Raw genomic sequence first — 14,409 nt, 5'->3', positions numbered from 1 at the left:
GACAATGGTCAGTTTACCAATGGAGCGAATCTTCTAGAGAAAAAGTTGGTTTATACGTGGTTGACTCAGTATTGCTCAGGTGTAACAAAACCTTATTAACAACATTTACAACTAATTTTCAAGGAGTTGAAGTGCTTTAAAATCTGTTGTCGAATATACACCTAAACACGAGCTAGGCTCAATATTTACCGCCAGTCAACTTAATTAAATATTGTAAATTTTTGTGACTAAGAAATCATCGTTAATAAGTGCTGTATTCCTTTATTTCTATCCTCCAGCAGATGAATTATATCTATCGATAGAATTATAAACTAGCCAGCGATAGATACATACACCATAAGCAGGATGTCACAATACCAAAGTTTGTAGTAGCACACAATACTTGAAACGTTGTACTGTTGGTTCTACAAGTGTGAATTACATGGAATTTTGAGTTTTTTATGGTACAAACCCCACCATCCCAGTTTTCACCAGATCAATATAAAGTAGATCCTGCAAAGGAAAATGTAGAAGCTCTTATAGAAGAACCACAGCAGTTAGATATTGAGATTGCTCTAGAGTTCCTTTACACCAGAGATATTGAATTTCGTCAGGAAACAATTTATTTTCTCGTAGTCGATCGCTTTTATGATGGCGATCAAGATAACAGCGAAGGTGCAAACTCAGAATTGTACGATTCAACTAGACAAGATTGGGGTAAGTACTGGGGTGGCGACTTGCAAGGTGTCATCGATAAATTAGATTATCTCAAAAATATGGGAGTTACTGCCCTTTGGCTAACTCCACTATTCGAGCAGGTTGAAGAGTTATTTGTTGGCAATGCAGCAATACATGGCTATTGGACAAAAGACTTTAAACGGCTTAATCCTCGATACATTGCTGACGGAGAGAACCCTTCTTTAAACGCTACTCAAGAAGAAAAAAATACAACTTTTGATCGGTTAATTACAGAACTGCACAAGCGCAATATGAAGCTAGTGCTGGATATTGTCTGCAACCATAGTACACCTGATACCAGCGGTAGTAAAGGTGAATTGTATGATGATGGTGTAAAAATTGCTGACTTTAATGATGATGCTAATAATTGGTATCACCACTATGGCGAAGTGCAAAACTGGGAAGACGATTGGCAAGTACAGAACTGTGAACTATCTGGCCTAGCAACCTTCAATGAAAATAATACTGAATATCGGGAGTATATTAAGTCAGCAATTAAACAATGGCTAGACCGGGGTGTTGATGCACTGCGCGTGGATACTGTCAAGCACATGCCGATTTGGTTTTGGCAAGAATTCACTGGCGATATGAGCAATCACAAACCAGATGTATTTATTTTTGGTGAGTGGATTTACAGTAATCCTAGTGACGAGCTCTCGGTGGAATTTGTTAACCACTCAGGCATGACACTTCTAGACTTTGGGTTGTGTGTGGCAATTCGAGCTGCACTGGGACAAGGTTCAGAAATGGGATTCCAAACAATTCAATATATTTTTGATCAGGATTATCGCTACAACGGGGCAACAGAGCTAGTTACCTTCATCGATAACCATGATATGTGCCGTTTCCAATCGCTGAACTCCGATCCAGCGATGCTGAAGGTTGCGATCGCCTTAATTATGACTTGTCGCGGCATTCCCTGCATCTATTACGGCACAGAACAGTATCTGCATAACGACACTGATGGCGGTAACGACCCGTATAACCGCCCAATGATGGAAAGTTGGGATACAGAGAGTGAGATTTATCGTTGCATCAGGCTGCTGTCTGGCTTACGACGACTGAATCCAGCCGTATCAATGGGTAGCCACTGGCAAAAATACTTAACACCGGATGTTTACTGCTATGTACGTCGCTATCGGGACTCTGTATGTTTTGTAGCTTTAAATCGGGGAGGAGAAGTTACTTTACCAGAAGTAGAAACAGAATTGCCCGATGGAGAACATACCTGCGTGGTGACTCGCAACAAGTATGAGGTGAAAGATGGCAAGATTTATGACCTAGTATTAGAAGAACGGGGAGTGATTGTTTTCAGCCACGTTGGCGAACGGATAAAAGCACAAACAATTGTCCGCGTCCAACTCAATGGCGTGGAGACCAAACCTGGTGAAATCGTTGTGGTGACAGGAGATTGCCCAGAGTTAGGTAACTGGGATATCAGCAAAGCCTATCCCCTAGAGTATATCAACACCAATACTTGGTTTGCTGAGATTCCCTTTGATGAAAGTACTGGTCAGCTGATTGCTTATAAATATGCCATGTGGCGGGAAGGGCGATCGCCTCTGCGCGAAAATCTCGTAAATCGCCGCTGGGTGATTGCGAAAGAAGGTACTGTCAAATGGCGTGATACTTGGGCATCGGGACGCGAGTCTTAGAGTTTATGATTTGATATGATACCTGGACATAAGGAAGAGAATCGTAGAAATTTCAGATAAAAAATGAAGTGCAAAGGAGTAAAATTTTCATCCTTTGCACTTCATTTTTTGTGAATTGATAGCGCTTCTCGTATCCTACGGTCAGCCGCTACACATCTATGTCTGTAATACTCTGATTTCTAAATGCTTCTTCAATATATTTTAGTTTCCAGTGATCTGAATCACACCATTTTGTGAGTAAAAATAGATAATATCAAGCAGATAAATACCTAATAACCCTTAAAAAGAGGGGCAAATTTTTTAATACTTACCAAGTCATCTAAAAAAACGAGAAAAAGGTAAATAGTAATGTTCGACCTCTTAGTGAAAAATCAATTAACTGTTCCAAAAAAAATAAAGTTTAAAAATGAAATTTTGGCACGAGTTCAAGGTCGAAAGCCAGAAGCTTTAAATGAGGAAATCTATTTTTATAAAACTGAATTACTTCCCTATTTTATAAAATTGAGCCAACAGAATCCTGTTTTCAGTGTTACAGAGCAACTACGGCTTTTAGTGGGTGTTTGGACACCAATCTGGTCTACTATATCCTTTCATGAAAGTTTACCGAAAAGAATACAAGAGCAGTCCTTCCAAATTTTTCAGCATGATAGTTACTCTGCCAGTGTAGCTCGCTATATAATGGGAAAAGAGCCGTCTTTATCCCACAATTTTCAATCAAGATTACCAGCTTATGATTTCATGGTAATCCAGAAATATGGAGTTCAAAATGGTAAATGGTATCTTCAAAACATTGATAGATTTCAGGCTTTTAAAAATAGAGAAGTTCCTCTAACTTTAGAATCAGTCTATAGCTGGTTTACTAATTTACTTAACAATAAAGTAAAACTGAATGCCTCAAAATTAGTTTTACCTAAAGCTTTCAAAATAGAAAATTCAGAGATGAATGATGCTAATGACTTTGAAAAAATGTCTTTAGCAACTTCTCAAGTATTTGAGCATTTATATATAGATAATGACTGGCGACTTGTCAAAACTCAAACGGATGCCTCACATTTACCTAGTTACACAATTTTTGTGAGGAGGCAATAAGGATAGTAATTTCTCTAAATCTAAAGCTTTTTTTAGATGCTAAGTAGAATAATTAATCTAAAAATAAGCCAAATCAAAAATCCTATTCTTTGTTGAAAAAATACTTTATTAAAGCTGTAAAAGGTAAGCTTTTTGATTTAGGTGGTTAGGCTTTATTTCTTGCTATTTGCTAGAATGACACCCAGAGGTTTGATAGCAGGAAAACTGAGTCAGCCAAAATGTTGCTGAAAACAAAGGAGTAACTATTGATGAGTAAAGCAACACTCTACAATCAGGACTTTCTGGTGTGGACACAACAACAGGCTGAGTACCTGAAGACAGGACGCTGGGCTGAGTTAGACGTTGAACATTTGGTAGAGGAACTAGAGGCTTTGGGTCGAAGTGAACAAAAGGAACTTGGAAGTTATTTACAGGTGCTTTTAATGCACTTACTCAAATGCCAATATCAACCAGAGCGAAAAACCAAAAGTTAGGTTAACACAATCTCAAACTGCCGAAATCAAATTCAAGATTGCTTGGAAGACACTCCCAGTTTGCAGCGCCTTCTAGAAGACTGGGAGTGGACACAAAAATATTATCGCCGCGCTCGTCGAGATGCCGCAAATGAGACTCAAAAGCCAATAGAAACTTTTCCCCTTGAGTGTTCTTTTACTATGGAACAAGTTCTTAATCCTGAATTCCTGTAAGTTAGACTGCTGAAACTCAGTAAGTAGGCATAATTAAACATAAAATAAAATCCTAGTTCGTAGTGAGTGATTCATCGCTCAAAACAAGGATTATCAGCTTCCGCAAGATGGGGGAACACTACTGTGATTTAACATGGTGGGTGCGTAGCTAGCAAAAACCGCAGGCATCGCACATTCATCGCAAACTTATAATATTAGATGATATCTATCCACCTCTGACTTTTTATTGCGATAATTCCCAAGGGGGACGCGCTCTCCACTGGTCAGTTAAAGGGGGATAGATGACACTCAAGCGGTTGGTTTTATTTTTTGTGATGACGCCGATAGCAGTTCTGTTGGCAGTTTCGGCTTTATTCGGTAGTTGGCAAGAACCTCAATTTCAAAGTCGCCTGGAACTATACCAAACAAATATTGCTTTACAAGCTCAAGCTTGGCAATCAGAAGATAGCAGTGATGACAAACTCCAGGCAATTCAAGAAGCAATACTTGGTGAGCAACCTCTAGAAAGCGCTACAAAGCAGTATCAGGAGGCGCGTCAATCAGTTCAAGCTAATTTAGACAAAGTTAACAATAAACTTGCACAATTACGCTCTCAAGCTGAAATAACTCCTACGCCTCCGAAACCTCTACCAGATGCTCCTCCCACTATTAAGACCTCTAAACAGGGACAGCAACAGTTACAGCAGTCTTTTAAGCAATTACAAAAATTACTAGCTGAATTAGACCTGCGCTTGGGAATTTTACAAGCACAGCAAGGACAGACGGATACAGCCTTCAAGACTTGGAGCGAATTACAACAACGCTCAGATATTAATCTAGGGTTTGGGGAAACCGCCGCTGTATTGACTGGACTGTGGAGCAATCCTCCCCGTATCCTTCAAAATGCTCAAGAACCAATTCAAAAAAATTTAGAAGGTTGGTTTCGCTCTACTGCTTTGATTAAGTTATACCAACTTCAGCAACGACAAGACGCGTTATCAGCAGTAAAAGCGGCACAACAAGAATCTTCTGCTCAAGCAGTATTGAAATTGGCGGTTATTGGTACTATTCCCACTTTGGCAGCTTTAATTGGTTTAATACTGCTGATTTTATTATTTGCTCAACGCTTGTTGAAAGGAAAAGCCTCGTTATTAGCTCAAAATGCTGATATCCCTTGGTCAACGCCTTGGGGTGGTGAAACGGTTTTGCAGGTTTTTATCATCGGCTTTTTCTTCATGGGGCAAATTTTTGTGCCCTTGGTAATATCGCTGCTACCCATCCCGCGTCCCATTGTGGATGTGCGACTTCAGGCATTTTCTGTGTTAGTTAGTTACTTCTTGGTAGCATTAGGTGCGCTGTTAGTACTGTATTTCTCTCTCAAGCGCTTTTTTCCACTACCAGAATTCTGGTTTCGCTTCCGTTTTCAAGATAACTGGTTTTTGTGGGGACTGGGAGGCTATTGCACGGCTTTACCTGTAGTTGTGGTGGTATCTTTGATTAATCAGCAGCTATGGCAAGGACAGGGTGGGAGTAATCCTCTGTTACAACTAGCGCTGGAAAGCCAAGATAGTATAGCACTTGGTATATTTTTCTCCACAGCGGCGATCGCCGCTCCATTTTTTGAAGAAATCCTATTTCGCGGTTTTTTGTTACCCTCTCTAACTCGTTACTTACCCGTGTGGGGATCGATTCTGATCAGTAGTTTGTTGTTTGCGATCGCTCACCTTAGCTTATCGGAAATTCTTCCCCTGACCGCATTGGGCATTGTGTTGGGAGTAGTTTACACGCGATCGCGCAATCTCCTTGCTCCTATGCTCCTCCACAGCCTCTGGAATAGTGGTACACTATTAAGCTTGTTTGTTTTAGGTAGTAATTAATACAAATAAAGTACGGTTGTCAAAAACAAAAATGTCTGGTTTTATCTCCATAGATAGAGACAATTTACTAGTGATAATTGGTTACAAGCATAAATACTAGCTAAAACCCAATTAAGATAATGGCAAAAGCAAATTAAAGAATGCTATTAACATAGACAACAAACTATCTAGTTAAGCATTTATTCTCATTCGGATAGATTTTAGCCATTTTCGAGATATTAATTGTCTTCTTGAACCATTTTTAGCTGTCATGAATTGGAATGCAATTCCGGTTTGTGCTCATGAAAGTGGGGATCGGTAACTAAAAAGCGGTTAGTAAAGATATGGAAGATGCCTTTTGTGCTTCTATATTCCCACTAGCCACGCAGTTGTCTTGCCATTGGTGCGATGGCAAGACAACTGCTGGAAGCGATGTCTACGACGGTCACTGAGTTTGTCGTACCACTTCTCTACGGGATGCTACGCGAACGTGGAAGCAAGCTACGCGCATCTGTCTGCGACACGCTGTTCGCGTTCGTAGAGAAGTGCTGGCTACGCATACGCAAAAGAATCCGGAAATAATACTGATGGACTTGTAGAAAGTGGTGTTATGTAGCAGCTTTTGCTGATTATTTAAGATTGATTCTGCTCAAGATAAACACCTGAGCTAAAAATCTGCAAAACTGCTGCACTAGGGTTTGCGATCGTCAAATCCACCAAAATTCATCAAGGAGCGCCAGACCTGCTTATACTGCAAGACATATTGGCGTCTTTTCTGAAATAGAAGCACGCTGATTTTAATTATTCATCTTGGGACTTACTCATACTGAAAAAATTAAAAATCTATTTATTAAGCAAATACATTTACTTGCTTCCATTACAATAAAGACTTTATTTTTATACTCACTTATCAAGGAGCAGCACTTATATGGCAAATCTTAACCCAAGTCACCCTACCAAACAACTTCTAGCTGGTTACTGTGGCATTATCCTGGGAGCATTTGGGGTTCATAAGTTTATTCTAGGATACGCTTCGGAAGGCTTTATCATGTTAGTGATTTCTGTAGTTGGGGGTTCTTTCACCTACGGCGTTGCTTTGTTAGTTATGCAACTTGTAGGTCTAATTGAAGGCATGATCTACTTAAATAAATCCCCTGAAGGATTTGTAGATACCTATTTTGCAAATAAGCAGGGCTGGTTCTAGTGCAAGAATAGCCTTCTTACTGGAAGCAGATGGTAACAGACGCTTCCAAACTTAGGATTGCAGCAAAAGCCCGGGGATAAAGGGCAGCGATAAAAGAAACATCCTTTTTCCCTTCCGCTTCACCCTTTACCTTTAGCAGAAGTTATACAGCACTTTTACTTCCTATTATTTATTTTTATTTGATATGCTCATTTTCAAACCTAAACAGCTTAACTGGGCAATGTTCTTCTTGTTAGGCTTAGGATATTTTAGTGTTATGTCTCATTTAGAAATCAACTATTTCTTAAAAAACTTGATTGCGATCGCGCCAATACAGGTAGCAGCTATTATTTATGTCACTTATCGACGCTGGAACTGTCAACCCCCTGTAGGGGAATTTAAAATTCCAAATTTAAAATTTAAAATTCAGAACCCTAGAGATAAATCTGGGAACTTGGAACCTTGAATTAAGTAGAGCGATAGTCGTTCATGCTCAACGAAGTACGATAAATTAATAATTTTAATATGGTTGACATTGAGTCATAGTTCCATATTTAGCCTACGCTCGAATTAGAGACGCTTTTAGTCAGGCGTTGAATTTCTGTAGCGAATCTAAACACAAGCCATGCAACTTGTCCCGAAAACTAAGCCAGCCCTAGAACTTGACCCAATCCTAGAGAAGATTATTCTAGATGTTGGGGGTATGAAGTGTGCTGGGTGTGTGAACGCAGTAGAACGACAGCTGACCCAACATCCAGGAGTCAAAAGTGCCTGTGTGAACCTGGCCACAGAGGTAGCAGTTGTAGAGTCAGAAGTTGGTGCAATAGATGCAGATGCACTGGCACAGCGATTAACAGCCGTTGGATTCCCGACTCAACAGAGAAAAGCTAATGGCACAGTAGCAGGCGAAATATTGACCTTACCAGATCCAGCAGAACGACAACGCCGAGAAATGCGTTCTTCTCTATGGCAGTTAGCGATCGCTGCGGTGTTGCTGATATTGTCCGGAAGTGGACATTTTGGTAATCTTGGTAGCTCAGTGCTGCCAGTGCTAAATAACATCTGGTTTCACTGTGGACTAGCGACAGTAGCGCTATTAATTCCCGGCCACCCGATTTTAGTAGATGGCTGGCTGGGCTGGCAACGAAATGCGCCTAACATGAATACCCTGGTGGGATTAGGAACACTGACAGCCTACATTGCTAGTTTAGTTGCGTTGCTTTTTCCTCAATTGGGTTGGGAGTGCTTCTTTGACGAACCAGTAATGATGCTGGGCTTTATTCTCTTAGGAAGGACATTAGAGCAACAAGCTAGAGGTCGCGCGGCTGCTGCATTTAGGAAATTACTAGCACTCCAGCCACTCTTAGCGCGATTGATTGCCAACCCAGAGAAAGGCGGAATGGGTTCTTCTAGTGTTGAGATTCCTGCTGAACAGGTGCGTGTCGGTGAATGCTTACAAGTGCTGCCAGGTGATAAAATCCCCGTTGATGGTGAAGTGGTGGTTGGTCAAACAACGGTTGATGAATCCATGTTGACTGGGGAAGCAGTGTCAGTAATCAAGCAACCAGGAGATATGGTGACAGGAGGGACTATAAACCAGTCAGGAGCGATCGCTATTCAGGCAACCCGGACTGGAAGTGATACAACTCTAGCTCAAATTGTCGCCTTAGTAGAAGCCGCCCAAACTCGGAAAGCACCAGTACAGAAATTAGCAGATACAGTCGCTGGTTACTTTACCTACGGAGTACTAACAGCATCTGTATTGACATTTGTCTTTTGGTACTTTTTCGGCACTCACATTTGGACTGATATCAGCATGTCTGATGGCATGGAAATGATCAGCCACGCTCATCACTCCGTAGAGACACGATTAATCGCGTCTCTACCCACTCCCCACTCCCCCCTATTAATTAGTTTAAAACTAGCGATCGCAGTTATGGTAGTCGCCTGTCCCTGTGCTTTGGGACTTGCCACACCAACAGCTATTCTTGTTGGGACTGCTATGGGCGCAGAACGAGGTTTGTTAATCAAAGGTGGCGATGTTTTAGAAAGAGTACACCAGTTAGACACCGTAGTATTTGATAAAACTGGCACTCTCACCACAGGTAATCCCATCGTCAGAGATTGTCTGTTAATTGAGGGATCGGGGACTGTGGACTGTGGCCTGGGGAAGAATAACAATGCTCAATCCCTAATCCAACTAGCAGCAGCCGTAGAAAGCGGTACTCACCATCCCCTAGCAAAAGCGATTCAGCAAGAAGCACAGCAGCAACAGTTATTTATTCCAGAGGCTGTAGACTTTCACACGGAACCAGGACTAGGGGTATCTGCTGTGGTCGAGGGCACAGTTGTATTGTTGGGTAACTGGGAATGGTTGAGTTGGCACGGCATTGCCATTAACGAAACTGCACAACAGCTAGCACAGGATTTGGCAACAGATGGTAAAACAGTCGTTTACGTCGCAATTGGGGGAACTTTAGCCGGACTAATTGGTGTTTCTGATACCCTCAGATCGGATGCTCGATCCACCGTAGACAAGTTGCGTCAGATGGGCTTACGGGTAATGTTGCTCAGTGGCGATCGCCTAGAAGCAGCTAGCACCATAGCCAAACAATTAGGATTAGATAGCGCTGATGTCATAGCAGGTGTTCCCCCAGCTAAAAAAGCAGCTGCAATCCAGTCTCTCCAGTTAGAAGGGACAAGGAGACAAGGAGGACAAGGAGACAAGGGGGCAAAGAAAACTCCTAACTCCTCACTCGTAACTCCTCACTCAGTTGTGGCAATGGTAGGAGATGGAATCAACGATGCTCCAGCTTTATCCCAAGCTGATGTAGGAATTACTTTACACTCCGGGACAGATGTGGCGATGGAAACTGCTGAAATTATCCTAATGCGCGATCGCCTAAACGATGTCGTCGAATCTATTCAGCTTAGTCGCGCTACTTTCAACAAAATCCGCCAAAATTTATTCTGGGCTTTTGCATATAATACACTTGGCATTCCTTTAGCAGCAGGTGTTTTATTCCCTAGTCTGGGTTTTGTGCTTAACCCATCTGGTGCTGCTGCATTAATGGCTTTTAGCTCTGTTAGCGTCGTTACCAACTCAATATTATTACGGCGATTCGTTCATCGCCCGTAGAATACTGCTTTACACGTCCAATTTGCCACCACAAATCTTGGTTATCAAAACAGAATTCAGGAGTCAGTCGTCAGAATACAACAAGGGTATTCTGACCGAAAAAGCAGCAGAGGGATATAGCAGTTCCCAACCTGGTTAGGTTATTTTCAAAGCTACTAACCTTGGTAAACAAGATTTGGGTGTACCTCAGTTGCTTAGGAAACGCTATAACCGGCTTTAAGATCCTCACCAAATTAAAAATTTGGTGGTCAAGTTTCGTAGTGGCAAGTCTAAATCCTCTACCGATTCATTCAAAATTTTGAATTCTTCTTCGATCCCATATAAAGTTAAACTGAGTCGGTATTCAACTTTTACCAGTTCACAAAGCTTTTTGAAACATTTACCAAAGCTATCATAGCTACTGGAGTAGAAGGGCCATGTTCTACTCTTTCAAGGTATTATGCAATTTTAAAGCTTATTTAGATTAGCACCACAGATTGATGGTGCGCGAAAATGGCAAGACACGATACAAAACAAATCTTAATCAATTACAGTTCCACCGATTTGTCAATGGCAGCAGAAACCAATGAAAACCATCTACTGATTATTGAAGACGATCAAGGTCGCAAAGAATTTTCTCTGGAGGACCCCGTCTACTCTATCGGTAGAGACCGCGAATGTAATATCCGTTTAATGTCGCAGTTTGTCTCCCGCCGCCATGCCACATTAGTGAGATTGCCACGAGAGCATAATAGTCATAGCTACTATTACCGGATTGTAGATGGCGATGCCAAAGGTAAACCTAGTTCCAACGGTTTGATGATTAATGGACGCAAAATACCAGCCCACGATCTCAGAAATGAAGACGAGATCGTTTTTGGGCCTCAAGTACGTGCCATTTATTACCTTTTAAAAAATACTCAACGTTTAGGACAAACGGATTCGAGTGAGTACGACATTACACTAATAAACCCCGGTATGGCCGAGGATTTAGAGGAATAAGAGAGTGAATTATAACTACCAATCACAGTCTGACACTTCCACGGCTTCAAGCCGTGGGAGTATGAATTCAATCGTCAAAGCTATCCTGCAATGCTTTCAATCAAATGCCAATGGCGGCTACTTTCAATAGCTTGCTTGATTAACTCAAACATTTGTCGGCAGTAATTATCTAGATAGAGTGGTAGTTCTTCATTTTTAATCACAATACTCATCCGGGTTTCTGTTTCAGTAGATTTTGATTTATCAATCAGTACTTCTACTGTTATTAATTTAGGAAAAGGAACATTTCCAGGAACCTCACGACCGATAATATATTCGGCTGTGTGATATTGAATATCCAACTGACAGTCCTGTAGAAGTTCTACAAGTAACGGCAACAGATGGTCACTAGGAACAGAAACAATAAATGAACAGGTATAGCGAGCCATAATAGCCCCAAGCCTTGCAACACTCCGTCCATCCTATAATACCGAAGTATCTAAATATAAAGTCATTAAAAAATCAAAGTTTTTGAGAGCAGGTATTACCAGATATCCAGATATACAGTCAAACCTCTTCTATCAACAAGGAAAGTGCCGTAAGCTGAAAGTTTAATCAAAAACTTTACAATAAAGGTTTGGCTGAGGTAGAAAATGAAAGTCGCAATTACTGGAGCAACAGGATTTGTCGGTAGTCGTTTGGTACAACGATTACACGCGGAAGGTGATCAAATAGTAGTATTAACTCGGAATACCAGCTTTGCTCAAAAGGTTTTTCCATCTGAAGCTTTGCCCAATGTAGAAATTGTTGCCTATACACCAAATGCATCTGGTTCTTGGCAAAGTGTCATCGCTAGTTGTGATGGCGTAATTAATTTGGCAGGAGAACCTATTGGTGAAGGACGCTGGACACCAGAACGGAAACAAGAAATCCTCAATAGCCGGAAGTTAGGTACACAAAAAATAGTTGAAGCAATAGCCAACGCTAACCCCAAAACGGCAGTCGCTACAACGGGGAGCCACCCCCTTGCGGAGGTTCCCTCCGTTGGGGGGAGTGGCGTGGGAACCCCTGCAACGCGCTGCCTCCCATCTGTGTTAATTAACGCTTCAGCTATTGGCTACTACGGCACCAGTGAAACGGCTACCTTTGATGAAACCAGTCTATCTGGTAATGATTTTCTTGCCCAAGTCTGCCAAGCCTGGGAAGTTGAGGCGACAAAAGTAAAAGATGCTGGTGTGCGACTGGTAATTCTGCGTTTTGGGATTGTCCTCGGCAATGGTGGTGCTTTAGGTAAAATGATTCCGCCTTTCAAACTTTTTGCTGGCGGGCCTATTGGCAGTGGTCGGCAGTGGTTTTCATGGATTCACGTAGACGATTTAGTTAACCTGATTTTGCAAGCTTTAACTAAACCGGAAATAGAAGGTGTATATAATGCCACTGCCCCTAATCCAGTTCGGATGGCAGATTTAAGCCAAACTTTGGGACAAGTGATGAATCGTCCTTCTTGGTTGCCTGTTCCTGGTTTTGCGATCGAAGCCCTTTTAGGAGACGGGGCGATAGTAGTTTTAGAAGGTCAGCAAGTTATCCCAAAACGCGCCGTGCAAACAGGCTTTGAGTACAAATATCCTAATTTGCAATCGGCGTTGACACAAATTCTTAATTAAAAGGGATTGGGGAATGGGGATGAGGGAGACAAGGAGAAAAGGGAGACAAGGGGACAAGGAGATAAACAAAACTCCTAATTCTTAACTCCTAACTCAGCACTCAGCACTCAGCACTCCTAACACCCGATGTTCCATGCCCCATACCCAATTTTTTGACTATTGACTAGAAAGAAATTTTTTGGAAACCCAACTGATAATACCGCTGAGAATGGCACCACCCATGAGGATGCCAATTGCGGGGTTAAACAAGGGTTGCCACAGTTGATGCCACAAATCCAAACCCAGGTTTACTCCTGCGGCATCACCGATCGCAGCGATCGCTAACCAGCCAAAGCCAAACAAAACCAAAAAAACATCGGCGACTAAAACCATGTTTAGCCAATTTAACAATTTATCTTTCATGATTGGATTGGGGAATGGGAAATTGGGAATGGGGAGTTGGTATTAGCAAGAAACAAGGTACACAAGAGAGAGACAGACTGATTCAATAATTTTTCCTTTGTCTCTCTTGTCCCCACTCCCTACAGACGCGATTAATCGCGTCTACCCACTCCCCATCTTTTACTTTTCAAACAGCCAATTTTTGACTTTTGTTAAACTCTGCCAATCTGGTTTTCTACTTAAACCGTCCTCAATACTATTTTTTATTTCATCACTCCATTCTTCGTTGACAAAAATCAACTGCTGTGCTATGTCAATGTGTTCCCGCAAACCTTTTTGCTTTGTTTCCAGCATTGCTAAGGCAAGATTGATTCTAGCTTGGGGATCTTGTGGATTTAACTTGACAGCCTTCTGTGCAGCTTTGTAAGCCAAATTGGGTTTGTTATCGAGTAGATACAACCACGCTAAACAAACCCAAGCTGCACTAGTTTTAGGAGCGCGATCGCACACTTCTTTAAACACAGGGATTAAAGATTCTACTGATTCTCCTGCTTTATAGCGTTCTAAACCTGTATCAAACAGGGATTCAACTGTTTGAGTCATATTAAATTAATCATGAGTCATTAGTCATTGGTCATTTGTCATTTGTCTTTCGTCCAATAACCAGGGACAAATGACAACTGACAATATTACACCCCAAATGACTTGCCGCAACCACAAGTTTGATTAGCATTGGGGTTAGTGAATTGGAAACCACCGCCAATCATGGCATCGCTGTAATCGAGCATCAAACCGTAGAGATATAACAGACTCTTGCGATCGCTGACAATTTTGAAGCCATCATAGTCAAAAACTTCATCATGAGGGGCGATTTTGCTAGTGTCTTCAAAATCCATCATGTAAGACATCCCAGAACAGCCACCCTGACGCACTCCTACCCGTAAGCACAAGTCTGTGCCTTGCTTGTCCCGGAGGGATTTTACCTGGTGCAATGCGGCTTCGCTCAACAGAATTCCGCGTTGTTGAGCTTCAATTGCTTGTGTCATCTGCTTTTCAACTCCTTAATTAGTATAAGCTTTACCCTATATCGGCTTGTTAAT

At 41.7% G+C, this 14,409-nt stretch carries 12 protein-coding genes and 1 pseudogene; 9 read left to right on the top strand and 4 right to left on the bottom strand.

Going from position 1 to position 14,409, the window contains the following annotated elements:
- Window positions 1–440: 440 nt before the first annotated feature.
- From V7K60_RS01420 to V7K60_RS01385, 8 genes and pseudogenes are all read left to right on the top strand, one after another.
- Window positions 441–2,372: an alpha-amylase family glycosyl hydrolase gene (locus V7K60_RS01420; RefSeq protein WP_334922354.1), complete on the top strand. Its 1,932-nt coding sequence runs from the start codon at window positions 441–443 to the stop codon at window positions 2,370–2,372.
- 348 nt (window positions 2,373–2,720) lie between these two features.
- Entirely contained in the window at window positions 2,721–3,461 is a 741-nt protein-coding gene (locus tag V7K60_RS01415; protein ID WP_334922352.1) for a hypothetical protein, read from the top strand.
- A 248-nt stretch (window positions 3,462–3,709) separates the two neighbouring features.
- Window positions 3,710–4,147: pseudogene (locus V7K60_RS01410) on the top strand (DUF29 domain-containing protein).
- Between the two features lie 281 nt (window positions 4,148–4,428).
- Window positions 4,429–6,003: a CPBP family intramembrane glutamic endopeptidase gene (locus tag V7K60_RS01405; RefSeq protein WP_334922351.1), complete on the top strand. Its 1,575-nt coding sequence runs from the start codon at window positions 4,429–4,431 to the stop codon at window positions 6,001–6,003.
- Between the two features lie 907 nt (window positions 6,004–6,910).
- Window positions 6,911–7,186 (top strand): TM2 domain-containing protein, encoded by a 276-nt coding sequence (locus tag V7K60_RS01400; protein WP_334822374.1) that lies wholly within the window; start codon window positions 6,911–6,913, stop codon window positions 7,184–7,186.
- Window positions 7,187–7,370: 184 nt separating this feature from the next.
- Entirely contained in the window at window positions 7,371–7,631 is a 261-nt protein-coding gene (locus V7K60_RS01395; RefSeq protein WP_334922350.1) for a hypothetical protein, read from the top strand.
- 159 nt (window positions 7,632–7,790) lie between these two features.
- Entirely contained in the window at window positions 7,791–10,304 is a 2,514-nt protein-coding gene (locus V7K60_RS01390) for a heavy metal translocating P-type ATPase (RefSeq protein ID WP_334922349.1), read from the top strand.
- Between the two features lie 492 nt (window positions 10,305–10,796).
- Entirely contained in the window at window positions 10,797–11,285 is a 489-nt protein-coding gene (locus V7K60_RS01385; protein WP_334922348.1) for an FHA domain-containing protein, read from the top strand.
- An 80-nt stretch (window positions 11,286–11,365) separates the two neighbouring features.
- Here the strand turns inward: V7K60_RS01385 and V7K60_RS01380 are convergent, their stop codons facing one another.
- Window positions 11,366–11,713: a hypothetical protein gene (locus tag V7K60_RS01380; RefSeq protein WP_334922346.1), complete on the bottom strand. Its 348-nt coding sequence runs from the start codon at window positions 11,711–11,713 to the stop codon at window positions 11,366–11,368.
- A gap of 204 nt (window positions 11,714–11,917) precedes the next feature.
- Between V7K60_RS01380 and V7K60_RS01375 the strand changes: the two genes are divergently transcribed.
- The gene (locus tag V7K60_RS01375) at window positions 11,918–12,928 is read left to right on the top strand and encodes a TIGR01777 family oxidoreductase (RefSeq protein WP_334922344.1); all 1,011 of its coding nucleotides are present in this window, start codon (window positions 11,918–11,920) and stop codon (window positions 12,926–12,928) included.
- A 156-nt stretch (window positions 12,929–13,084) separates the two neighbouring features.
- Here the strand turns inward: V7K60_RS01375 and V7K60_RS01370 are convergent, their stop codons facing one another.
- The 3 genes from V7K60_RS01370 to V7K60_RS01360 form a co-directional block, all read right to left on the bottom strand.
- On the bottom strand, window positions 13,085–13,330 hold the full coding sequence (locus tag V7K60_RS01370) for a hypothetical protein (protein WP_094352470.1): 246 nt from the start codon (window positions 13,328–13,330) through the stop codon (window positions 13,085–13,087).
- Window positions 13,331–13,489: 159 nt separating this feature from the next.
- The gene (locus V7K60_RS01365; RefSeq protein WP_334922342.1) at window positions 13,490–13,912 is read right to left on the bottom strand and encodes a tetratricopeptide repeat protein; all 423 of its coding nucleotides are present in this window, start codon (window positions 13,910–13,912) and stop codon (window positions 13,490–13,492) included.
- 86 nt (window positions 13,913–13,998) lie between these two features.
- Window positions 13,999–14,355 (bottom strand): iron-sulfur cluster assembly accessory protein, encoded by a 357-nt coding sequence (locus V7K60_RS01360; RefSeq protein ID WP_292857252.1) that lies wholly within the window; start codon window positions 14,353–14,355, stop codon window positions 13,999–14,001.
- Window positions 14,356–14,409 lie beyond the last annotated feature (54 nt).

The sequence above is a fragment of the Nostoc sp. genome (genome assembly GCF_036917555.1).
Lineage (GTDB): Bacteria > Cyanobacteriota > Cyanobacteriia > Cyanobacteriales > Nostocaceae > Nostoc.
This window is presented reverse-complemented; position numbering and strand designations above follow the sequence as displayed.

Bases quoted from the DNA above. Each gene is read 5' to 3' on its own strand.
- V7K60_RS01420 (WP_334922354.1), top strand. From the start codon at position 441: ATGGTACAAACCCCACCATCCCAGTTTTCACCAGATCAATATAAAGTA.
- V7K60_RS01415 (WP_334922352.1), top strand. From the start codon at position 2,721: ATGTTCGACCTCTTAGTGAAAAATCAATTAACTGTTCCAAAAAAAATA.
- V7K60_RS01405 (WP_334922351.1), top strand. From the start codon at position 4,429: ATGACACTCAAGCGGTTGGTTTTATTTTTTGTGATGACGCCGATAGCA.
- V7K60_RS01400 (WP_334822374.1), top strand. From the start codon at position 6,911: ATGGCAAATCTTAACCCAAGTCACCCTACCAAACAACTTCTAGCTGGT.
- V7K60_RS01395 (WP_334922350.1), top strand. From the start codon at position 7,371: ATGCTCATTTTCAAACCTAAACAGCTTAACTGGGCAATGTTCTTCTTG.
- V7K60_RS01390 (WP_334922349.1), top strand. From the start codon at position 7,791: ATGCAACTTGTCCCGAAAACTAAGCCAGCCCTAGAACTTGACCCAATC.
- V7K60_RS01385 (WP_334922348.1), top strand. From the start codon at position 10,797: ATGGCAAGACACGATACAAAACAAATCTTAATCAATTACAGTTCCACC.
- V7K60_RS01380 (WP_334922346.1), bottom strand. From the start codon at position 11,713: ATGGCTCGCTATACCTGTTCATTTATTGTTTCTGTTCCTAGTGACCAT.
- V7K60_RS01375 (WP_334922344.1), top strand. From the start codon at position 11,918: ATGAAAGTCGCAATTACTGGAGCAACAGGATTTGTCGGTAGTCGTTTG.
- V7K60_RS01370 (WP_094352470.1), bottom strand. From the start codon at position 13,330: ATGAAAGATAAATTGTTAAATTGGCTAAACATGGTTTTAGTCGCCGAT.
- V7K60_RS01365 (WP_334922342.1), bottom strand. From the start codon at position 13,912: ATGACTCAAACAGTTGAATCCCTGTTTGATACAGGTTTAGAACGCTAT.
- V7K60_RS01360 (WP_292857252.1), bottom strand. From the start codon at position 14,355: ATGACACAAGCAATTGAAGCTCAACAACGCGGAATTCTGTTGAGCGAA.